Origin of the sequence: Mycolicibacter virginiensis (genome assembly GCF_022374935.2) — a bacterium.
GTDB classification, from domain to species: Bacteria; Actinomycetota; Actinomycetes; order Mycobacteriales; family Mycobacteriaceae; genus Mycobacterium; species Mycobacterium virginiense.
On record NZ_CP092430.2, the window covers coordinates 1,952,531 to 1,974,324 of the forward strand.

Annotated in this window: 18 protein-coding genes; 9 read left to right on the forward strand and 9 right to left on the reverse strand. The window is 66.8% G+C overall.

The features are described from left to right. The first annotated feature begins 278 nt into the window (after positions 1-278). From MJO54_RS09430 to MJO54_RS09440, 3 genes are all read left to right on the forward strand, one after another. Positions 279-908, forward strand: a complete 630-nt coding sequence (locus MJO54_RS09430; RefSeq protein WP_240175839.1) for a Panacea domain-containing protein — start codon at positions 279-281, stop codon at positions 906-908. 13 nt (positions 909-921) lie between these two features. Further along, entirely contained in the window at positions 922-1,383 is a 462-nt protein-coding gene (locus MJO54_RS09435; RefSeq protein WP_240175840.1) for a hypothetical protein, read from the forward strand. Between the two features lie 91 nt (positions 1,384-1,474). After that, positions 1,475-1,654: a ribosome modulation factor gene (locus MJO54_RS09440; protein ID WP_240175841.1), complete on the forward strand. Its 180-nt coding sequence runs from the start codon at positions 1,475-1,477 to the stop codon at positions 1,652-1,654. A 345-nt stretch (positions 1,655-1,999) separates the two neighbouring features. Here the strand turns inward: MJO54_RS09440 and MJO54_RS09445 are convergent, their stop codons facing one another. From MJO54_RS09445 to panB, 3 genes are all read right to left on the reverse strand, one after another. Further along, positions 2,000-4,096 carry a zinc-ribbon domain-containing protein gene (locus MJO54_RS09445; RefSeq protein WP_240175842.1) on the reverse strand — a complete coding sequence of 699 codons (2,097 nt, stop codon included), beginning with the start codon at positions 4,094-4,096 and terminating at the stop codon, positions 2,000-2,002. A gap of 629 nt (positions 4,097-4,725) precedes the next feature. Next, positions 4,726-6,129 carry a CYTH and CHAD domain-containing protein gene (locus MJO54_RS09450; RefSeq protein ID WP_240175843.1) on the reverse strand — a complete coding sequence of 468 codons (1,404 nt, stop codon included), beginning with the start codon at positions 6,127-6,129 and terminating at the stop codon, positions 4,726-4,728. Positions 6,130-6,228: 99 nt separating this feature from the next. Beyond that, positions 6,229-7,068: a 3-methyl-2-oxobutanoate hydroxymethyltransferase gene (panB, locus tag MJO54_RS09455; protein ID WP_240175844.1), complete on the reverse strand. Its 840-nt coding sequence runs from the start codon at positions 7,066-7,068 to the stop codon at positions 6,229-6,231. A 193-nt stretch (positions 7,069-7,261) separates the two neighbouring features. On the opposite strand from panB, the gene MJO54_RS09460 reads away from it, so the two are divergent. The 4 genes from MJO54_RS09460 to MJO54_RS09475 are packed head-to-tail and all read left to right on the forward strand — an operon-like array spanning position 7,262 to position 13,867. Beyond that, positions 7,262-8,803 (forward strand): alpha/beta hydrolase, encoded by a 1,542-nt coding sequence (locus MJO54_RS09460; RefSeq protein ID WP_240175845.1) that lies wholly within the window; start codon positions 7,262-7,264, stop codon positions 8,801-8,803. A 20-nt stretch (positions 8,804-8,823) separates the two neighbouring features. Continuing rightward, a complete protein-coding gene (gene glnA, locus MJO54_RS09465; protein WP_046285219.1) occupies positions 8,824-10,164 on the forward strand; it encodes a type I glutamate--ammonia ligase in 1,341 nt (446 codons plus the stop codon). Between the two features lie 16 nt (positions 10,165-10,180). Beyond that, the gene (locus MJO54_RS09470) at positions 10,181-13,207 is read left to right on the forward strand and encodes a bifunctional [glutamine synthetase] adenylyltransferase/[glutamine synthetase]-adenylyl-L-tyrosine phosphorylase (protein WP_240175846.1); all 3,027 of its coding nucleotides are present in this window, start codon (positions 10,181-10,183) and stop codon (positions 13,205-13,207) included. Positions 13,208-13,219: 12 nt separating this feature from the next. Next, positions 13,220-13,867 carry a PaaI family thioesterase gene (locus tag MJO54_RS09475; RefSeq protein ID WP_046285217.1) on the forward strand — a complete coding sequence of 216 codons (648 nt, stop codon included), beginning with the start codon at positions 13,220-13,222 and terminating at the stop codon, positions 13,865-13,867. Positions 13,868-14,050: 183 nt separating this feature from the next. Here the strand turns inward: MJO54_RS09475 and MJO54_RS09480 are convergent, their stop codons facing one another. Then, the gene (locus tag MJO54_RS09480; RefSeq protein ID WP_240175847.1) at positions 14,051-15,436 is read right to left on the reverse strand and encodes an HNH endonuclease signature motif containing protein; all 1,386 of its coding nucleotides are present in this window, start codon (positions 15,434-15,436) and stop codon (positions 14,051-14,053) included. 217 nt (positions 15,437-15,653) lie between these two features. Here MJO54_RS09480 and MJO54_RS09485 point away from each other — a divergent pair, with 217 nt between their 5' ends. Further along, positions 15,654-16,283, forward strand: a complete 630-nt coding sequence (locus tag MJO54_RS09485; protein ID WP_240175848.1) for a hypothetical protein — start codon at positions 15,654-15,656, stop codon at positions 16,281-16,283. A 71-nt stretch (positions 16,284-16,354) separates the two neighbouring features. Here MJO54_RS09485 and glnA (MJO54_RS09490) read toward each other — a convergent pair whose 3' ends face one another. After that, complete coding sequence (gene glnA, locus MJO54_RS09490) at positions 16,355-17,791, reverse strand: type I glutamate--ammonia ligase (RefSeq protein WP_046285215.1); 1,437 nt, start codon at positions 17,789-17,791, stop codon at positions 16,355-16,357. Positions 17,792-17,914: 123 nt separating this feature from the next. Here glnA (MJO54_RS09490) and MJO54_RS09495 point away from each other — a divergent pair, with 123 nt between their 5' ends. Continuing rightward, positions 17,915-18,385, forward strand: coding sequence for an RDD family protein (locus tag MJO54_RS09495; protein WP_046285214.1), 471 nt, complete (start codon positions 17,915-17,917; stop codon positions 18,383-18,385). Positions 18,386-18,400: 15 nt separating this feature from the next. Here MJO54_RS09495 and MJO54_RS09500 read toward each other — a convergent pair whose 3' ends face one another. From MJO54_RS09500 to MJO54_RS09515, 4 genes are read right to left on the reverse strand one after another with little or no spacing between them, the layout of a single operon-like run. Then, positions 18,401-19,153 carry a DUF4191 domain-containing protein gene (locus tag MJO54_RS09500; protein WP_046285213.1) on the reverse strand — a complete coding sequence of 251 codons (753 nt, stop codon included), beginning with the start codon at positions 19,151-19,153 and terminating at the stop codon, positions 18,401-18,403. A gap of 47 nt (positions 19,154-19,200) precedes the next feature. Further along, entirely contained in the window at positions 19,201-20,157 is a 957-nt protein-coding gene (locus MJO54_RS09505; RefSeq protein ID WP_082957196.1) for a lipoyl synthase, read from the reverse strand. Then, the gene (gene lipB, locus MJO54_RS09510) at positions 20,154-20,849 is read right to left on the reverse strand and encodes a lipoyl(octanoyl) transferase LipB (RefSeq protein ID WP_046285211.1); all 696 of its coding nucleotides are present in this window, start codon (positions 20,847-20,849) and stop codon (positions 20,154-20,156) included. Before lipB ends, MJO54_RS09505 begins: the two co-directional genes overlap by 4 nt. Positions 20,850-20,876: 27 nt before the next feature. Then, entirely contained in the window at positions 20,877-21,785 is a 909-nt protein-coding gene (locus MJO54_RS09515; protein ID WP_240175849.1) for a TIGR01777 family oxidoreductase, read from the reverse strand. Between the last annotated feature and the right edge of the window lie 9 nt (positions 21,786-21,794).

Below are 21,794 nucleotides of genomic sequence, written 5' to 3' on the forward strand. Positions count from 1 at the left end.
CGTGCCACGATCCCGCGGATCACGCTGACCGTGGCCGGAGCCAAGTTCAGACTTGATACCCACGCCTGCGCTTCGCTCGGCATGATCACGACAGGCAAGGCGTTGACCCATGGCACCGCGAAAAACTCAAGGATGATCGGCTTCACGACGAGCGCGAGATTCGCATTCGCGGCCCTGACCTGTTGACGTATCGCAACATGTCATACTCACGACATATCGTCGACTTAGGCCAGGACCACGCAGAACGCGTAAGCATTACATGAAAAGGGGTGCGGACGATGGCAAGTGTTCACGACGTCGCGGCGTATATCCTTTCTGTGCGCGGCGGCATGTCCACCATGAAGTTGCAGAAGCTCTGCTACTACAGTCAAGGCTGGGCTCTCGCGTGGGATGAACAGCCGCTCTTTCACGAGCCCATTCGCGCATGGGCGAATGGACCGGTGGTCTACGAGCTTTTTGACAAGCACCGTGGTCAGTTTCGGGTTGGTCGCGGCTGGCCTCACGGCAATGCCACCAACTTGAAGGACTTCGAAAAGGAAACAGTCGACGCCGTGCTGCGTAGCTACGGCGGACTGACCGGGCAACAGCTGAGCGATAAGACGCACGGTGAAACCCCCTGGATTCTGGCCCGTCGAGGAACGCAGGAGGGCGCACTCTCGACGGCCGAGCTCTCGCTGCAGGCGATGCAGGAGTATTTCGGTGCGCTTGCCCATAAAGAGGCCGTCGCCCTCGAACAGGACGACGCGGTCGAAGAAGAAGCCGAAATACTCCTGGAAGACGACGAAGCTGACGAGTACATGGACTACGAGCCCCCTGATGACTACTACGCTGCCGCCGAGTATGCCGACTTCGCACCCGACGAAGACGAGAACGTGGACTACGAGCGATCGGAATTTTGGGATCGATAGGCCATAGTGACGAGTGTCGGGACTAACGCCGAAGAAGCTTTCCAAAGCTGAGGCGCGTCAGCAGCGCAAGGAAGTTCGCCGGAGCTCAGCGGCGCCCGAGCCGATCGACGACAAGCGTTTCGAGTGGTCCGCGGGCGACCTCGATCACGTCTACAGGGGTGAGTGGGACTGGAACTTGACGCCTGCCGAGACGGCTGAACTGCTCACTATTCTGGAAGATCTGGCCCGGATGACCTGGCGCGAAGTGCGGCAGTTGAACGCTAATGGGCATCGGCGACATCATGGCCAGCCTTTGGGTTCCTTGTGCCAAGCCGCGCAGAAGCGGCTCGAAGAAATTGAGCTAGACCTCGAGGAGCTGTTCAGGCTGCGTCATGGCAGCACCCTGAGGATCTGGGGTTACTTGACCGGCCCGGTGTTCCGCATCGTCTGGTACGACCGCAACCACCGGGTGTACCCGACGGAACCGAGGAATTGAATCGAGCTGGTTCCGCGGCGTGGCCTTTCTCTATCGTGGCCATCTCATTGCAAGCTTGGTGGGTGGCGAACCCCGCGGAATACATCGAGACTTGCGCATCGGTCAGAACGCCGATGCCGGCGACGCCAACCCCTACGCCGGAAAGTCGCCGGTCCCGGCGCAGCTGTGGATGCGCGGATATATGACCATGCTCACCGTTTCGTACCAACTCCACGACGTCGCGGTAGCGCTACCTCGCGGCGCGGACCGCAGCCGAATCGTGTCGGGGTAAGCACGCTGCGTATGGCGGATTCACTGGACCCAGACAGGATTAAAGAGCAATAGGCGGGGGCGGAGGACGTCGAGCGGATGATGGATCGGGTCAACGATCCGATGGACTTCGCTGCGGCGCCAAGGTCTTCGCTGGCTGGTGATGATCGGAAGGATCTCGTCGACCTGTTGGAGTCGAGAACGACAAACCCGTTCGAGCAGTAGCGGCGAGCAGTCGCCGACAGCGGAGGTTATTGAGGTTCTCATGGCCGTAGTCTGCCGACCGTCCTAATTAGCTCCCGCTGCCGTCGCAGCGGGCCGTACCCCGTTGCCGTCGACCGCGGTTGACGACGAGTCCTCGCGCACTCTACTTGCCGCGCTTGGAGGATTTTCGTCGACCGCAGTTTGGGCAGCCGTGCCCTCCACCCGCCCTGCTGTAGACGTATGACGCCCAGCTATGTCCGCAGTCGGGACAGATCCACCAGGGGCGTGCGCCGCTACCTGCTGTCACGTCTTCGGGCGTCAGCACGCCGTTCTTCTCTGAATCCCATTGCGCCGCAAGATCAGGGCGTAAAGTCGCAAGTGACTTGTCGATCCTTCGCCGCTTGATGTAGGCGGACGCGTCACTGCTGCCCCACGGTCCGTCTGTCGTGAGGTAGCTGTCATATTCGGCCACGTTGAAGTCGAGACTTCGGAGCTTCGTGAGAACTGCCTTCGCCCGCGTAACCTCACTCGAATTGAGCGCTACTACGACGTCGTGCTGGCCGATCGCCGGCAAGTCTTCGCGCACACGGATCACAGTCCAGCCTTGCTCCTCAAGGAGTCGCGTCTTGCGACCGTCCTTTTCAAAACTGTCTGGCAGCTTGTGAAATCTGTTGCCGTCAAACTCGATTACTACATTCCAAGTCGAACACACCATGTCACATTGCAGCACGCGGCCAGATGCTTCGTGAATAACTTCGTGGTTCGGGTCGATAGGTACGCCGGCGGCGAGAAGTTCATGTCGCATCCGTATTTCCTCCACGCTTGTTCCCCAGAGCGTGCACTTCGGGCACCCCCGAGCTTTGCGCCGATTGTTGATCATGGCCTGCCACTCGTGACGTCTGTCGCAGAGCCACCAAACCGTCTGACCGCTATTGGCCGTGACGTCCGAAGCGGTTAGCGCGCCGTTCCGGCTGGGATGCCACTGTGCGGCAATCTCAGGATCTAGCTCGGCGAGTGAATGTCCCGGTTCCGCGGCTCCAAAGTCGACAGCTCGCTGGCGGTCGGCACAGGAGCGGCATCCGTGACCGGTGGCGCGACTGTATATTGCAGCTTCCCACTGTTTATCGCACGTCGAGCATTGCCACCACGCCTTGCGACGGCTTTTCGCCGCCACCTGATCGGGTGTCAATGGTGCGTTGCGTATCGAGTGCCATTCCGCGGCTAGGGCGGGGAATTTCTCGGCGAGTGAGCCTTCGGGCTTAGGCGTGGCATTCGCGCGGCCTGTCCGGCGCCGACCACATCGCGGGCAACCGGCGCCGCCGCTGCCGCGACTGTGGATAATCGCATCCCATTCGTGTCCGCATGCGCGGCACAGCCACCAGGCTCGGCGATTGCTTGCTCGCGCAACCTTGTCGGGAGCCATCAGGCCGTTACGTGTCGGGTGCCATTCGGCGGCAGCCTCGGGAAAGCGGGCCGCGAAGGAGTCACCGGGCTCCGGCGATCCTGTCGCCGCCTTGCTTGGTGCCGACGGTGGCTTCGCTGCGCCGGAGGGGTAAGAGCGACCCCGGAGCGCTCGACCGCGCGCGGCGTAGGCGCACGGCGGACACTTCGCCCCTTTTGCCCGGTTGCCGATGGACGCCTCCCACTCATGCCCGCAGTTTGCACACAACCACCAGGCCTTGTCTTTCCGCGAGAAGGCGACATCGGCTGGCGTCAGGTCGCCATTGCGCGTCGGATGCCACTCCGCGGCCACCGAAGGATTTCTATCGGCAAGCGAGTTGCCCGGCTTTGGTACAGTCATGGCCCTGCTCGCGCATTTCTTGCAAGACGCCCCCGCGGCGCGATTCGAAATGGCCACCTGCCACTCGTTGTGGCAGGTGCGGCACAGCCACCACACCCTCTTATTGCTTGCGTAGCCGACGTCGACTGGCGTCAGCTCGCCGTTCAACGTCGGATGCCATTCAGCCGCTATGCCGGAGAGCTTCTCTGCCAAGGACTCACCCGGACGCGGGGCGCTTTTCGCCTTTCCCGCCGCGATGCGCCCGCACGCGGGACAGCCATGACCGCCGCGGGTCCGACTGTTAACCCGGGCTTGCCACCTGTGCCCACACTTCGCGCAGATCCAGGCGGCCTTCCACTTGCTGCCGGGAGTAATCTTCGCCGCTGTCACCGGCTCATTCGTCTCTCGATCCCACTCGCTCGCGACCTCGGGATACAAGGCCGCAACCGACTTTTCGCCGCTCGTTGGATTGGTCGTCATGCGCTCTCCGACTTTGCTGCGGGAGTTCGGGTGGTTCTTACCAATAGAACATTAGACGCGATCACATTACGGCCAGCGCGGTCGCGTCGGCGTCGAGCGTCTTTCCGCACGAGGCTGGCAAGCGAGACTTGGCTTGAAGGGTGCCGGCAAGGACTTGCAGCACGGCCCGAAACGCGGTGCTGCCGCTAACGGTTTCCGTAGCCCGGACGAGGAGGTCGAGCGCGGCAGATTCGGGATCTGGGGAGGGATACCGACAGTGATTGTTATGCGGAGAAAATAACCGCCAATATGCAAAATATGGAATATGCCGAAAACAGCGCAGATGCCCGAACCCGGGCATTTGTCGAGACTGGAACAGATCCCGCGCTGAACCGAGTAGTTGTGCGTTTCTCCGCTCGTGTGCGGATGCATACCTTCGATCGCCGCTCGCTGCGGCGGGACCGGCCAGCTGTGTCCAGTGGGCTTGCCAGGCGGCGGCCTTCGTCCGCAGTTCTACCGCAGCAAATCTAGTCGGCACCGTCAACCACCAACGAAGTCAACACTCTGAGTCGGGGTTTTGCCGCCAGCCAACACAGCTTGCAAACCCCACGCGCAAGGGCCCACTCCGGCTTACAGGCCAGCTCGTCCGCCTACATCACCCGCTTCAGCTTGCGCAGCGCGGGCCGCAACGCCGCCCGGCTCCGCGCGGCGAGGTCGACCTCACGGGCATACAACAGCCCATAGGTGAAGGTGTCCTCGCCGGCGGCCACCGCGGCATCGGCCTGCTGAAGCAGATGTTTCCGGCTGACCACGCTGTCCTGGTGGTCGCCGAGCACGGTCTGAATCGTCTTGGCCCGCTTGGCGATCTTCTTCTTGTTCGCTGCCGCGGCGGCGTAGCGCAGCCGCTTGGCGGCCTTGCGGATCCGGTGCAGTGCCGCGTCGCGGTCGGCGGCCTTCTTGGCGGCCTTCACCGCCTTGCGCAGCCGCCGGTAGGCGATGTCCACCGTGGCGTACCGCTCGGCGGCCGGCGCGCTGACCAGATCGTCGAGGCCGTCGAGCAGCCGGAAGTACCGCGGGGAGCGCATCGCGGCCAGGCTGCGCCGCCGCCCCGTCTGATAGCGGCGCAGCGAGCCGCCGACCAGCCGTTCGCCCACCGGCCCGCGGACCAGCTCCGGCGTCAGCTCGTCGAGCGCCTGCTGATAGCGCTGGGCCAAGACCTCGGCGTCGCGGGCGACACCGAGCACCGCTCCCAGCTCCTGCAGTTCGTCGAGCAGCGGCGCGTGGGCCGTCTCCTCGCCCTGCAACAGGCTGCGGATCCGCCGGATCGTCACCCGCATCTGATGAATCGCGTCGTCGGCGTCGGCGCGCACCGCCCGATCCCAGACCAGCAACTGCTCGATCTGCTCGGCCAGCGCCCGATGCAGGCGATCGGTCGGGTGCGCAGGCACCGGCGGCGCCCCCAGCACCCGGGCTAGTTTGGAGCCGTAGCCGGCCGGCCCGGCGCCGGTGTCGAGCAGCCGGTTGCTCAGCCGGTCCAGCAGCTCAAGGTCCCCGCTGCCCAGCTCCAGTTCCCATTCCCGCCAGTGCTGTTCGGCGTCATCGCCGGCCGACGCGGTGACCTGGTCGTCGCAGAACTCGGCCAGCACCTCACCCCGGTCGTCACGCAGCACCACCACGCCGCGAGCGGTGTGAATTCGGGCCACCGGTGCCAGCGGCCGATCCCGCACGATCGCCCGCACCACGTCGAGCAGTTCGTCCGGAACCTCCGGGCCCAGGGGCGCGCGCACCTCGGTGCGGGTGTCGGGCCCGGCAGGAAGTTTCAGGTGCCAACCGGCGTCGGGACCGCCGGTGCGCCGGCGCAACGTGACTCGTCGGGCCGCCAGGTCGTGCCCGGGGGTGTCGAAGTAGACGGCCGCAAGATCCTGTGCCGACACCTGCTCGACGTGGGCGACCCCGGCGATGCCGTCGAAGGACGGCGAGATCGCCGCCGCGTCAACGTCGAACTTGCGTTCCACCTCGCGAAACCGAGAGGTGCTCGGGTCGGTTGCAGACACGGCATTCAGCCTGTCACATCCGGACCGCCCGGACACGGCGGTTTAGCGAGGCTCGCCGGAGGCGAGGCGACGCTGGAACCGCCACATGAACATGGCGTTCTAGAAGCAGTGCTCCTCGGCCGGGAAAGTGCCCGCTGCCACCTCGGCGGCGTACTGCTCTGCGGCGCGGCGCAACTCGCCGCCCACGTCGCCGAAGCGCTTGACGAACCGGGCTGTCTTGCCGGCGGTCATCCCGGCCATGTCCTGCCACACCAGAACCTGGGCGTCGCAGTTGGGCCCGGCGCCGATCCCGACGGTGGGAATGGTCAGCTTTCCGGTGATCTGGGTGGCCAGCTCGGCGGGCACCATCTCCATCACCACCGCGAACGCACCTGCTTCGGCCACCGCGATCGCGTCGTGAATGGTCTGCTCGGCAGCGTCACCGCGCCCCTGCACCCGGTAGCCACCGAGGGCGTTGACGCTCTGCGGGGTGAACCCGATGTGCGCCATCACGGGGATGCCGGCCGCGGTCAGCGTGGCGATCTGGTCGGCCACCCGCTCGCCGCCCTCCAGCTTGACCGCGTGCGCGCCACCCTCCTTCATGAACCGGGTGGCGGTGGCCAGCGCCGCCGCCGGCCCGCCTTCATAGGAGCCGAACGGCAGATCGGCGACCACCAGCGCATGCGGGGCACCGCGCACCACCGCGCGCACCAGCGGAAGTAGTTCATCGATGGTGATCGCAACGGTGGTGTCGTAGCCGTAGACCACATTGGCCGCCGAGTCGCCGACCAGCAGCACCGGAATACCGGCGTCGTCGAAGATGCGGGCCGACGAGTAGTCGTAAACCGTCAACATCCCCCATTTGCGACCCTCGGCCTTCATCTGCTGCAGATGGTGCACGCGGGTTTGGGGAGCAATACGGGCAGGGCTGGGTGAAGCGCCATAAACGTGCTCAGACATCGTTGTCCCTCGAATTGTTCGGGTCGATCCTCGAAGCCCGTAACTCGGGTCCCCGGGTCGTCTGACATGCCCAGTGTGCCACCTGCCGCCGCGCAGCTGAACCTCCACGTGCAGTGGATTACCTCACACCGCCACGCGCGCAGCGCAGCAGGTGGCCGGGCTTGCACGGGCGTGCATGGCAGCATGTGGTGTCATGAGCTCGCCGACGCGCCGCGACAGGATGACGCGCACCGCCCTGACCTGCCTCGCGATTGCGATGGTGGCATTCACCGTCGGCAGCTGCACCCGGATGACGCCGGGCCACGCGGTGCTGGCCGTGCCGCGGGTCGGCCAACCGGTCCAATGGGACAAGTGCCGGTTCACCGCCGACACCAACATCAAGGTGCCCGCCGACGCCCAGTGCGGGTTCATCGGAGTTCCGGTGGACTACTCCAAACCGCAGGGCGCCGTCGCCCGGCTGGCCATGATCCGATTCCCGGCCACCAAGGACAAGATCGGCTCGTTGGTGATCAACCCGGGCGGGCCGGGGGAGTCCGGCATCGAAACCGCGGTGGGTTTGGTCAGCTCGCTGCCGCGTCAAGTCCGTGAACAGTTCGATCTTGTCGGGTTCGACCCGCGCGGAGTGGCGTCGTCACGGCCGGCGGTCTGGTGCAACTCCGACAAGGAGAACGACCGGCTGCGGGCCCTGAACCAGGTCGACTACAGCCCCGAGGGCGTGGCACGCATCGAGAGCGAGACCAAGGAATACGTCGAGCGCTGCCTGGAAAAGACCGGCAAGGAATTTTTGGCCAACGTCGGCACCGTCAACGTCGCTCGCGACCTCGACGCGATCCGCGCCGGGTTGGGCGACGACAAGCTGACCTATCTCGGCTACTCCTACGGAACCCGGATCGGCGCGGCCTACGCCGAGGCCTACCCGCAGAACGTGCGCGCGATGATCCTGGACGGCGCGGTGGACCCCAACGCCGACCCGATCGAAGAGGACCTGCGGCAGGCGCAGGCCTTCCAGGGCGCGTTCGACGACTTCGCGGCCGACTGCGCCAAGGAGGACGACTGCCCGTTGGGCACCGACCCGGCCAAGGCCGTCGACGTCTACCACAGCCTGGTCGACCCGTTGGTGGACAAGCCCGCCAAGACCAAGGATCCGCGCGGCCTGAGCTACAGCGACGCGATCGTCGGCACCATCATGGCGCTGTATTCGCCGACGTTCTGGACGCACCTCAACGACGGCCTGTCCGATCTGGCCGGCGGCCGCGGCGACATCATGCTGAGCCTGGCCGACCTCTACATGCGCCGGGACGCCAACGGCCACTACACCAACGCCACCGACGCCCGCGTCGCGGTCAACTGTGTCGACCAGCCGCCGATCACCGACCGCGCCAAGGTGATCGAGGAAGACCGGCGTTCGCGCGAGGTGGCACCGTTCATGAGCTACGGAAAGTTCACCGGCGACGCCCCGCTGGGCACCTGTGCCTTCTGGCCGGTACCGCCGACGACTGAGCCGCACACCCTTTCGGTCCCGGACCTGCCGCCGACGATGGTGGTCTCCACGACCCGGGACCCGGCCACCCCGTACCAGGCGGGCGTGGACTTGGCCAAGCAGCTGGGCGGGGGCCTGCTGACGTTCAACGGAACCCAGCACACGGTGGTTTTCCAGGGCAACGAATGCGTGGACCGATTCGCCACGCGATACCTGGTCGACGGCACGTTGCCGCCAACCGATGCTAAGTGCTGAGCGCTGATACGCTTCGCGGTATGGACCGTCAGAAGGAGTTTGTGCTCCGCACGCTGGAGGAACGCGACATCCGTTTCGTCCGGCTCTGGTTCACCGATGTCCTCGGTTATCTGAAATCCGTCGCGATCGCCCCGGCCGAGCTCGAGGGTGCCTTCGACGAAGGCGTGGGCTTCGACGGCTCGGCGATCGAGGGCTTCGCGCGGGTCTTCGAATCCGACATGGTCGCCCACCCGGATCCGTCGACCTTCCAGCTGCTGCCGTGGGTGTCCGACACCGGCCGGCAGTACTCGGCGCGGATGTTCTGCGACATCACCATGCCGGACGGATCGCCGGCCTGGGCGTCGTCGCGGCATGTGTTGCGCCGGCAGCTGGCCAAGGCCGGCGAACTGGGTTTCGCCTGCTACGTGCACCCCGAGATCGAGTTCTTCCTGCTGGAGCCCGGCCCCTATGACGGGAGCACCCCGGTTCCGGCCGATGACGCGGGCTACTTCGACCAGTCGATTCACGGCTCGGCCGCCAACTTCCGCCGGCACGCGATCGACGCGCTGGAGTCGATGGGCATCTCGGTGGAGTACAGCCACCACGAGAACGCTCCGGGCCAGCAGGAGATCGACCTGCGCTACGCCGACGCGCTGTCGATGGCCGACAACGTGATGACGTTCCGCTACCTGATCAAAGAGATCGCGCTCAAGGAGGGCGTGCGGGCGTCGTTCATGCCCAAGCCGTTCCGCGAGCACGCCGGTTCGGCCATGCACACCCACATGAGCCTGTTCGAGGGCGAGGTCAACGCCTTCCACAGCCCGGACGACCCGCTGCAGCTGTCGGCCACCGCGAAGTCGTTCATCGCCGGGATTCTCGAGCACGCCAACGAGATCAGTGCCGTCACCAACCAGTGGGTGAACTCCTACAAGCGGCTGATCCACGGTGGGGAAGCACCCACCGCGGCATCCTGGGGTGCCTCCAACCGCTCGGCACTGGTGCGGGTCCCGATGTACAGCCCGCACAAGACGTCGTCGCGGCGTATCGAGGTGCGGAGCCCGGACTCGGCATGCAACCCCTACCTGGCCTTCGCGGTGCTGTTGGCCGCCGGGCTGCGTGGGGTGGAGCAGGGTTACGAGCTCGGCCCGGAGGCCGAGGACAACGTATGGGCGCTGACTCCCGAGGAGCGCCGGGCCATGGGCTACAAGGAACTGCCCGGCACCCTCGAGCGTGCGCTGAGCGAGATGGAGAACTCCGAGCTGGTCGCGGAAGCGTTGGGGGAGCAGGTCTTCGATTTCTTCCTGCGTAACAAGCGTCAGGAGTGGGCGAACTACCGCAGCCACGTGACCCCCTACGAGCTGCAGAACTACCTGGCGCTGTAGGAGCCTCCGCAGCCTCATGGCCTATCCCGGAGCTCAGCGCCGCAAGCTGCCCAGCGTCGGGCGCCTCGGTCTGGTCGACCGGTACGCCGCGGCCGACCTGACCGCCCTGGGCTGGTACAGCGCGTACACCCAACCGCACGTCGACGTGCTCTGGGCGCTGTCGCGCGCTCCCGATGCCGACGTGGCGTTGCGCACCCTGGTCCGGCTGTCCGAAGCGCCGGGCATCGACTGGGCCGAACTGAGCGCAGCGCTCATGGCCGACCGGGGACTGCGCGGGCGCCTGTTCGCGGTACTGGGATCCTCACTGACGCTGGGCGATCACCTGATCACCCATCCGGAGACCTGGAAGCTGTTGGCCAGTCCGGTCGACTCCGACGACTACACGATCGCGCTGCCGTCGGCGGCAGAACTGCGCGCGATGTTCACCGACTGCGTTGCCGCCACCACCGACGGCGCCTACATCGATCGGCTGAGGTCGCTGTACCGCGACCGGATGCTGGTGTTGGCGTCGATAGACCTGGCGCCCACCGTCGAACAGCTGCCGGCCCTCCCCTTCGTGGCGGTCGGCGAGCATCTGGCCGACCTGGCCGACGCCGCGCTGGCGGCCGCGCTGCGGGTGGCCGAACTGCAGGTCTGCGGCCCCGACGCCGGTGCCGACCTGCCGCGGATTGCCGTGATCGCCATGGGCAAATGCGGTGCGCGGGAACTGAATTACGTCAGCGACGTCGACGTCATCTTCGTCGCCGAGGATGCCGGAGCGGTGAGTACCCGAGTCGCCGGTGAGCTGATGCGGGTGGCCGGCGAGGCGTTCTTCGAAGTGGACGCCGGGCTGCGGCCCGAGGGCCGGCACGGCGCTCTGGTGCGCACCCTGGAATCGCACATCGCCTACTACCAGCGTTGGGCCAAGACCTGGGAGTTCCAAGCGCTGCTCAAGGCGCGCGCGGCCGTCGGCGACGCCGAATTGGGACAGGCCTACATCGACGCACTGCTACCGATGGTCTGGACCGCATGCGAGCGTGAGGATTTCGTCACCGACGTGCAGGCGATGCGCCGCCGGGTGGCGCAGCTGGTACCCGCCGAGATCCGGACCCGCGAGATCAAGCTGGGCTCTGGGGGACTGCGCGATGTGGAGTTCGCCGTGCAGCTGTTGCAGCTGGTGCACGGCCGCAGCGATGAGTCACTGCATGTGGCATCCACGGTCGATGCACTGGCGGCCCTGGGGGCCGGCGGCTACATCGGCCGCGAGGATTCGGCCGACCTGACTGCCTCCTATGAGTTCCTACGACTCCTGGAGCACCGGCTGCAGCTGCAGCGGCTCAAGCGCACCCACATGCTCCCGCCGCCCGATGACGACGAGGCGCTGCGCTGGCTGGCCCGCTCCGCCCATGTCCGCCCGGACGGCCGTCACGACGCCCTGGGCGTCCTTCGCGAAGAGCTCAAAGCGCAGAACCGGCGGGTGTCGCGGCTGCACGCCAAGCTCTTCTACCAACCGCTGCTGGAGGCCGTCGGTCCGGCGGGACTGGAGCTGGCCGGGGGACTGACTCCCGGTGCCGCGGAACGGCAGCTGGCGGCACTGGGGTACGAGGCGCCGCACAACGCGCTGACCCACCTGGGTGCGCTGACCAACCAGAGCGGTCGCCGGGGTCGGGTGCAGGCGGTGCTGCTGCCCACCCTGCTGTACTGGCTGTCGAACACCCCCAACCCCGATGCAGGCCTGTTGGCCTATCGGCGGCTGAGCGAGGCGATGGCCCAACAGCGTTGGTACCTGAGCACCCTGCGTGATAGCAGTGCGGTGGCCAAGCGGCTGATGCGAGTGTTGGGCACCTCCGCCTACATCCCGGAACTGCTGATGCGGGCCCCCGATGTCATCCAGGCCTATGGCGACGGACCGTCGGGGCCCAAGTTGCTCGACACCGGCCCAGAAGCGGTGTCACGGGCCCTGATCGCATCGGCGGGCCGCCACCCCGACCCCGTGCGCGCGATCGCCTCGGCCCGCAGCCTGCGTCGCCACGAGCTGGCGCGCATCGCCTCGGCGGATCTGCTGGGCATGCTCGACGTCATCGACGTCTGCCGGGCACTGACCGCAGTGTGGGCGGCGGTGTTGCAGGCCGCCCTGGACGCGATCGTCCGGGTCAATCTGCCCGGGTCGCCCGACACCGACGCGCCGGAAGCGCCGGCGCGGATCGCGGTGATCGGCATGGGCCGACTCGGTGGGCGCGAACTGGGCTACGGCTCGGACGCCGATGTCATGTTCGTGTGCGAGGCCAACGAGAAGGCGACGGGGGTCAGCGACGCCGACGCGGTGCGCTGGGCCACGTCGATCGTTGAACAGGTCCGGGCGCTGCTGGGCACCGCCAGCGTCGATCCGCCCCTGCAGGTCGACATCAACCTGCGTCCCGAGGGCCGCAACGGCCCGCCGGTGCGCACCCTGGCGTCCTACGCGGCCTACTACGACCAATGGGCGCAGCCCTGGGAGATCCAAGCGCTGCTGCGGGCGCACTGCGTCGCCGGCGATGCGGACCTGGGCAACCGTTTCCTGCGGATGGTCGATGCCACCCGCTATCCGCCCGGCGGGGTGTCTGCCGACGCGGTGCGTGAGATTCGCCGGGTCAAGGCGCGTGTCGACGCTGAACGACTGCCGCGTGGGGCCGACCCCAATACGCACACCAAACTGGGCCGTGGCGGCCTGGCCGACGTCGAGTGGACCGTGCAGCTGTTGCAGCTGCGCCACGCCCACAATGTTCCAGCGCTGCACAACACCTCTACGCTGGAAACCCTGGACGCCATCGCCGCTGCCGGGCTGCTCGAAGAAGACGAAGTGGACCGGCTCCGGCAGGCCTGGCTGATCGCCACGCGTGCGCGCAACGCGCTGGTGCTGGTTCGTGGCAAACCCACCGACCAACTGCCCGGGCCGGGCCGCGCGCTGAACGCGGTCGCGGTGGCCGCCGGCTGGCCCGGTGGCGACGGCGGTGAGTTCCTGGACAACTACCTCCGGGTGACACGGCGTGCGAAGGTCGTCGCGCGCAAGGTATTCGGAGACTGAAGGAGGACCTCGGTGGTGGATTTCAGGGCTCGCTCGAACGTGCCGACGATCAGCGCGGACGAGAGTGGGCAACTGGTAGAGCGCTACGGACCACTGGCTCAGGCGGTCCGCGACCTGATCGACGCCACCATCCGCACCCAGGCCGACGAGGCCACGGCTCGCGAGGTGACTGCTCAGGTGCAGGAGCTGACCGAGCGGCTTCGTGGCGGAACCCTCAGCGACTCACCGGGACTGCGCTATGTCGTCGACGGACGGCCGCTGGCGTGGGGTAACGCCGTGGTGGGTCTGCGTAACCCGATCGCTCCGCCGCTGGTGATCCAGCACGGGGAGAACGGGCACTGCTGGAGCGACTTTTACCTGGGCGCTGCCTACGAGGGCCCGCCGTCGCTGGTCCACGGCGGGGTCAGCGCGCTGGTCCTCGACCATGTGCTCGGTGAGGCCGCCAGCGACGGCCTGACCAAACCGCGCTACACCGGCACGATCACGGTGAAGTACCTGCGCGGTACGCCCCTGGGGCCGTTGCACGCCGAAGCCTCGATCTACCGCAAGGACGGCGTGAAAACCTATGCCCGCGGCCATATCGCCGACGCCAACGGGGTCACCGTGGAGGCCGAGGGGGTTTTCATCACGCCGTCCTGGGCCCGCGACGGGCTCGAGTGACGGCAGGAGCGCGCCCGACGTCAGCCGCCAGCGGCATCGTCAGGGCATCGAGCAGGTCGCCGGAGGCGATCTCCTGGGCGAACAGACTCACGTTGTAGGCCGGCAGGGTGGTCAGCAGGGCATTGACCAGGTCGGCGATCGGCAGCAGAGCCGAATAGCCGTTATTGCGAGGGCAATTTGCGGCTAGGCGGCTTCGTCGCCGGGTGGGTCTGGGTCGCCTTGGAGGAGTTCTTCGGGGTGGTGGGCGTGGTTGATTTGGGGTGGTCCGGTTCCGTCGGTCCAGGCGAGGCGTCCGGTGGTGGTGGGGATGGTTTGTTGGTGGCCGTCGGTGGTGTCGGTGTGGTCGCAGCCGCAGGCGAAGAACAGTTCGTCGGCGTTGGTGTGGCCGCCGTGTGCCCAGGGTTGGGAGTGGTGCACTTCGCAGTGGTAGCCCGGTTCCAGGCAGTTTGGTCGGGTGCAGCCGCGGTCGCGGGCGTGGCAGATGAGGCGTTGATCGGCGGTGGCGATGCGTTTTTGTCGGCCGAGGTAGAGCGGGCGTTTGGTGTGGTCGTCGAAGACGGCCAGGTAGTGAATCGCTTGGGCGGCCATGGTGATCAGGTCGCGCATCGGTAGTCGGGATCCGCCGCCGGTCAGTGCCGGCGGTGGCATGGCGATGGTGGGGTCGGCGGCGGCGTGGGCGGCTTGGTTGAGTTCGGCGAGGGTGGTGGTGATGACGACGGTGACGGGGTGGCCGCGGTGGGTGCCGAGTTTGCCCGAGCCGATGGCGGTGGATAGGGCTAGGCGCAGGGCGTCGTGGCAGCGCTGCGCGGCGGTGCGGTCATCACCGGCGGCGGGGTCGCTGGGATCGGGCTGGTGGCGTCCGGGGCGTACCGCGGCGGCGATGGCTTCGAAGTAGGCGCGGGTTTGGGGGTCGAGGAGTCCGGTGAGTTTGGACATGCCGTCGGGGCCTTGGCGGCCCAGTGTCAGGCTGCGGCGGCGTGCGCGGTCGTGGTCGCTGAATAGGCCGTCGGGGTTGAGGTGATCGGCGATGCGTTGCCCGATTTTGGTGAGCACCCCGGCGTCGACTGCGGTGGCGTGGGAGACCAGGGCGGCTTCGGCCGCACTGATCTGGGGTGGGGCTACTGAGGTGGGTAGGACGTCGACGGCTTGGCAGATCGCGCGGATGTGGTCTTCCCCAATAGAGCCGGCGGCCACTGCGCTGGCTAGGGCCGGGAGTTCAGGAGGCAAAACGGCTCCGGTCAGGGAGCGTCGGGGTCGGATGCGGGCGGCCAGGCGGCAGCGGCGGGTGATCTCGCGGGGGGTGATCCGCAGCCGTTTCCATAGGGCGGTCCGTGCTGCGGCGATCGAACCGCACCCATCGGGCGGGTCGGCGAGTTCGCCGAAAATCCGATACATCAACCCGCGATTGATGCGTTCCTGGGTCTCCAAGCGGTCGGCGATATCGATGCGAAAGGTGTTGCCCACCAGATCCGTCGGGGTCGCCCGCAACACCGCCTGGGCGGCGTCAATGGCATCGAGTGCAGCGCAGACCTGCTCCCGCGCCGCCACCGCACCCAACACCGTTGCCATACCCCGACGCTAAAAACCACCCCCGACAGCCACGTCCGAAGACAGCCCTGGGAAGGCCAGCCTGTGGATCAACCCCCAACTGGGGATAACGACCCAACGGGCTGATTCCAGAAATGCGCTGAACAGGACATGTTTCTAGCTATTTGTTATGGTTTTTCTTCAGTAATATTCATGTTGCCGCTGCGGACGGCGGCGTGGTTCGGGGAGGAAGAGGGCAATGCAGATTTCTGGTGATGTCCGTCGTATCGGAGTCGGAGCTGGCTTGGTCGGTGGGGCCGTAGCGGTGGCGCTGACGGTCGGGTTGGGCGGCGCCCACGCCGGTGCGGCTGATCAGCTTGCCGGTGTCGCAGCTGCTGGCGGGGGCGCCGACTCGACTGATCTGCTGATCATCGCCAGCACGAATTTCTTTGATGCGAAAGATGTCATCGCCGGCATCGATACCTCGGAGCTGTCCGGCACATTGCTCTCAGCCGTCGAGACGGCGCAGCGCATTCCAGACATCCTGGACAGGGTTGTGTTCATCGTGGACGACAGGCTTGCGCCGGCCGAGTCCGCGATCCTCGCGCATTCCGGTTCAATATCGTCGCTGGTGGATCAACTGTTCTTCGCGCCGCTCAACCAGCAGTGGGCGGATGCCAGCGAGTCGATGCTCAATGCCGCCAACGCATTCGACAGCGCGATCGAGGACGGATCGGTCCCGGGCGCCGTCACTGCTTCATTCCAGATGCTCGGAATCACCTTCTCCGAGACGATCCCGGCCGCGATCGCGTCGATGCCCATCGTGTGGATCGGAAGCTTCCTCGACGACGTCATGCCCACGGCAGAGCTCTTCGACTTCTCGCTCTAACGGATCGCTCTCGCTGGCCGCCACTGGGTCACCAGCCGAAGACGGCGACGTTACCTTAGGTGCGTCAGACCTCAGCAGTCGTAGTACAGCGCGAACTCGTACGGGTGCGGCCGCACGCTGATCGGGGTGATCTCGTGGTCGCGCTTGTAGCGGATCCAGTTCTCGATGAGGTCGGGGGTGAATACGCCACCCTCGGTGAGGTATTCGTGGTCGGCCTCGAGGTTGTCCATCACCTCGGCCAGCGTGGTGGGCGCCTGCGGGATGTCGGCGGCCTCATCCGGCGGCAGCTCGTAGAGGTCCTTGTCGACCGGGGCAGCTGGCTCGATCTTGTTCTTGATCCCGTCGATGCCGGCCATCAACATGGCTGCGAACGCCAGGTAGGGGTTGCTGGAGGAGTCCGGGCAACGGAACTCCAGCCGCTTGGCCTTGGGGTTGGTGCCGGTGATCGGGATACGCACGCAGGCCGAACGGTTGCGCTGGCTGTAGACCAGGTTGATCGGCGCCTCGTAGTGCGGCACCAGGCGCTTGAACGAGTTGATGGTGGGGTTGGTGAACGCCAGCAGCGACGGCGCGTGGTGCAGGATGCCGCCGATGCAGTGGCGCGCGGTGTCGGACAGTCCGGCATAGCCGGCCTCGTCGTAGAACAGCGGCTGGCCGCCCTTCCACAGCGACAGGTGGACGTGCATGCCGGAGCCGTTGTCACCGAACAGGGGTTTGGGCATGAACGTGACGGTCTTGCCGTTGGCCCAGGCGGTGTTCTTGATGATGTATTTGAACAACATGACGTCGTCAGCGGCGTGCAGCAGGGTGTTGAACTTGTAGTTGATCTCCGCCTGCCCGCCGGAGCCACATTCGTGGTGGCCGCGCTCCAGGGTGAAGCCGGCGTTAGCCAGGTTGGTGGTCATGGTGTCGCGCAGGTCGACGTACTGGTCGTTGGGGGCGACGGGGAAGTAGCCGCCCTTGGGGCGGGTCTTGTATCCGCGGTTGGCCCGTCCGTCGGCCTCGGTCGGCGAGCCGGTGTTCCACCAGCCTGAATCCGAGTCCACCTCGTAGAAGGTGCCGTTCATCTGCGAGTCGAAGCGCACCGAGTCGAAGATGTAGAACTCGGCTTCGGCGCCGAAGTAGGCGGTGTCGGCGATGCCAGTGCTGGTGAGGTAGTTCTCGGCCTTGCGGGCAACGTTGCGCGGGTCGCGTGAGTACGGCTCGCGGGTGAACGGGTCGTGGACGAAGAAGTTGAGGTTCAACGTCTTGGCGGCCCGGAACGGATCGATCTGGGCGGTGGAGAAGTCGGGGAGCAGCATCATGTCGGACTCGTGGATGGACTGGAAGCCGCGGATCGAGGATCCGTCGAAGGCCAGCCCGTCTTCGAAGACGCTCGCGTCCAGCGTGGACGCGGGGATCGACAGATGTTGCATCTGACCGGGCAAGTCACAGAACTGGATGTCGACGTACTCCACGTTCTCATCGGCGACGAGCTTGAGAATGTCGTCGGCCGTCTTGTCGGTCACAGAAGTGTTCTCCTCCGCTGGTCGCCCCGGTCGGACGCTGAGGTTGCCGGTGCTGACGTTACGCAATCGCGGCTGGACCCTGCGACGCCGGGTCGGATTCGCCGCCCGCCTATCGTAGGGGCCATGAGCCGCACGTTCTCCTCGTGGCTGTCCGGGCCGGAGTCTGCCGGACCCAGCCGCCCCGACAACGCCCCGGGACAGGGCCTGGGTTTGCCGCCCAGCGGCCCCGGATCCCTGGCTCCGATGGGGCGCCGCATGGTGGCCCTGGCCCTCGACTGGCTGGTGGGCTACGGACTGGCCGGACTGGGCGTGGCAGCGGGCGTGGTAACCCCCGAGTATCTGGCCACCGTGGTGCTCGGGATCTGGCTGGTCCTCGGGGTGGCCTCGGTGCGGCTGTTCGGTTTCACACCGGGCCAGTACGCCTGCGGGCTGCGAGTGGTCCCCATCGACGGCCCAGGCCTGGGCGTGGGTGTCGGTCGCGCCGCGATCCGCGGATTGCTGATCGCGCTGGTGGTCCCGGCGTTGTTCGCCGACGCCGACGGCCGTGGCCTGCAGGACCGGGCCACCGCAACCGCCGTGGTGCGCAGCCGCTGAATTTCTGGCGGCCAGCTAGCGCCGGCGCACCGCGCGCTGAACGCCACGCACCTTCGCGCCGCCGGGCAGCGGGCCCTTGGGCATGGCCGCGGTTCCGGTCCGCGAACCCAGCGCGGCCAGCCGCGACTCCAGCGACTCCATCTGCTTCGTCGTGATGTTGGCCGGCAGCTTGGTCAGGTAACGCTCCAGCTTGGCCAGCGGAACCTCACCGTCGCCGGCGCCCACCACCACGTCATAGATCGGCACGTCACCCACCAGCCGGGCGGTGCGCTTCTTCTCCTGAGCCAGCAGAGGCTTGAGCCGGGCGGGCGAACCCTCGGCGACGAAGATGATGCCCGGCCGCCCGATCACCCGATGCACGGCGTCGAGCTGGCCGGTGGCGGACACCCCCGGGGTCACCCGCCACTTGCCACGCAGGTTGTCCAGCGCCCACGCCGCAGCGCCGGCCTGCCCCTCGGCCTTGAGGTAGACCGATCGTTGCGCGCGCCGGCCGAAGATGATGAATGCCACCAAGCCGCCGAGCACCAGGCCGAGCGGAATCGTCGTCACCTTGGCGAACGTGCCGCCGTTGAGCGCCAGGGCCGTCGTCACCCCGGCCACCAGTACGAAGGCGCCGACCATGTAGGGGACCAGCCGCTTGTCCTCTTTGCGCTGCAGCTGGAAGGCCTGCCACAGCTGGGTGCGGCGCTGCTTGCTGGCGGCCTTGCGGGCGGCTTTCGCTTCCGCCCGGGCAGCCTTGTTCTCGGTGGTGGTGCGCGGTCTGGGCATAGTCACCAAGGATACCCAGCGGGGCTTACCGCCAGCCGGGGCGTCAGTCAGCCGTGGGCGGTGGCGGGGGCCTGTTCGCGGCGCGCCCGGTTTTCCAGCGCCTGCTGGTAGAGCCGCCCGGCCCGATACGACGAGCGCACCAGCGGCCCGGACATCACTCCGGCGAAGCCCAGCTCCTCGGCATAGCGGGCGTGCTCGACGAACTCCTCGGGTTTGACCCATCGGTCGATCGGGTGGTGCCGCTCGGTGGGGCGCAGGTACTGGGTGATGGTGACCAGTTCGGCGCCGGCGTCGTAGAGGTCGGCCAGTGCCGCTCGGATCTCTTCGGCGGTCTCGCCCATGCCCAGGATGAGGTTGCTCTTGGCCACCAATCCGGCGTCACGGGCCTGGGTCAGCACGTCAAGGCTGCGCTCGTAGCTGAAGCCGGGCCGGATCAATCTGAAGATGCGCGGCACGGTTTCGACGTTGTGCGCCAGCACTTCCGGGCGTGATTCGAACACTTCGCCCAAGAGGTCGGGCCGTCCGCCGAAGTCGGGGATCAACAGTTCGACACCCGTGGACGGGTTGAGGGCCTTGATGGCACGCACCGTCTCGGCGTAGAGCCACGATCCCTGATCGGGCAGATCGTCGCGGGCGACACCGGTGACCGTCGAATACCGCAGGCCCATGGACTGCACGCTCTCGGCGACCCGGCGCGGCTCGTCGCGGTCCAACTCCGGCGGCTTACCCGACTTGATCAGACAGAACGAACAGTTGCGGGTGCAGACCTCGCCGCCGATCAGGAAGGTGGCCTCCCGGTCTTCCCAACACTCGTAGATGTTGGGGCAGCCCGCCTCCTCGCACACCGTGTGGAGCTTTTCCTGCTTGACCAGAACCTTGAGCTGGGTGTAGCTCGGGCCCATGCGGGCGCGGGTCTTGATCCACGGGGGTTTGCGTTCGATCGGAGTTTCAGCGTTGCGTGCTTCGGCACGGCTTAACCTACGGCCTTCCGGGGCGGCACTCACCTGGTCGATGTTACGCGCGGACCGGGATGCTCGCGCACCGGCAGCACGCCGTCGAGAGCATCGACGACCGCGTTGGCCACCGCCTGCCGAACGTCCTCGACGCCGGTCACAAAGCCCAGCTCCGCCGACAGAGATGTCACCCCCGCGTCGGTGATCCCGCACGGCACAATCGAGCCGAACGCACTGAGATCACAATCACAATTGAGCGCGAACCCGTGCAAGGTGGTGGCGCGCGCCACTCGGACACCGATCGCGGCGACCTTGCGGGCCGGCCGCCCGCCGCCCGGCGGCAGCCACACTCCGGACCTGCCGTCTATCCGAACCGTGTTGAGACCCAAGGTGTTACATACCTCGATAAGTGATTCTTCAAGGCGTCGAACGTAATTCACCACGTCCAAAGGTTCGGCGAGGCCGATCACCGGGTATCCCACGAGCTGGCCCGGGCCGTGCCAGGTGATCTTGCCGCCCCGGTCGGTGTCGACCACCGGGGTGCCGTCCATCGGGCGCTCCTGCGGCTCGGTGCGCCGTCCGGCGGTATAGACCGGGGGATGCTCCAACATCAGCAGGGTGTCCGGGCCGCCGGCTGCCCTGGCGTCGGCCAGCTCGCGTTGCAGTTGCCAGGCGTCGCCATAGTCGACGGTACCCAGCTGCCGCACCTCGATCGGCGCGGCACTAGAGCGGATGGACACCATGTTCGCAGGCTACTCGGCGCCGGGTTGCTACAGCGGGGTCGGTCGGGAGGTGGCGTAGGCCAGGGCCTCACCGACGGTGTGGTGGGCAAACCGGAAACCGGCCTGCTCCAACACGGCGGGAATGGCCCGCTGGCCGGTGAGGAGGCTGTCGGCGAACTCGCCGAGCCCGGCACGGACCGCGAAGCCGGGTAGCAGCAGCGGGGTCGGGCGATTGACGGCACGTCCCAACGCGGCGGTGAACTCAGCGTTGGTCACCGGCGCGGGCCCGGTCAGGTTCACCGGGCCCGACAGCGTGTCACGCGAGATCGCGAAGAGCAGCGCCCGCACCTCGTCCTCCAGGCTGATCCACGACATGTACTGCCGGCCATTGCCGATCCGGGCGCCGAGTCCCAGCGAGAACAGCGGGCGCAACCGGCCCAGGGCGCCGCCTGACCGCGACAGCACGATGCCGGTGCGGGCCAGTACCACGCGGGCGCCCGAAGCTTGGGCGGACGCGGTTGCGCCTTCCCAGTCCTCGGCGAGCTGGGCCAGGAAATCGCTTCCCGCCGAGGCGGACTCGTCGACGATGCGGTTACCGGTGTCGCCGTAATAGCCGACCCCGCTGGCATTGACCAGCACCGGTACGCCGGCCTCGGCCACCGCGGCCGACAGCACCTCGGTCGGGGCGATCCGGCTGTCGCGCAGGCTCTGCTTGAACGCCCCCGACCAGCGGCGGTCGCCGACGCCGACGCCGCACAGATTGACCACGGCGTCGACCCCGGCCAGTGCGCCCACGTCGATCAGACCGGCTTCGGGATCCCACTGCAGCTCACCGGCATTGACCGGTGCCCGCCGCACGATCCGCAGCACCTGGTGATTGTCGGCGCGCAACGCCGAGACCAGAGCCGAGCCGATCAGCCCGGACGAGCCGGCGATCGCGACGGTGGGGTTGCTCACAGCTGAATC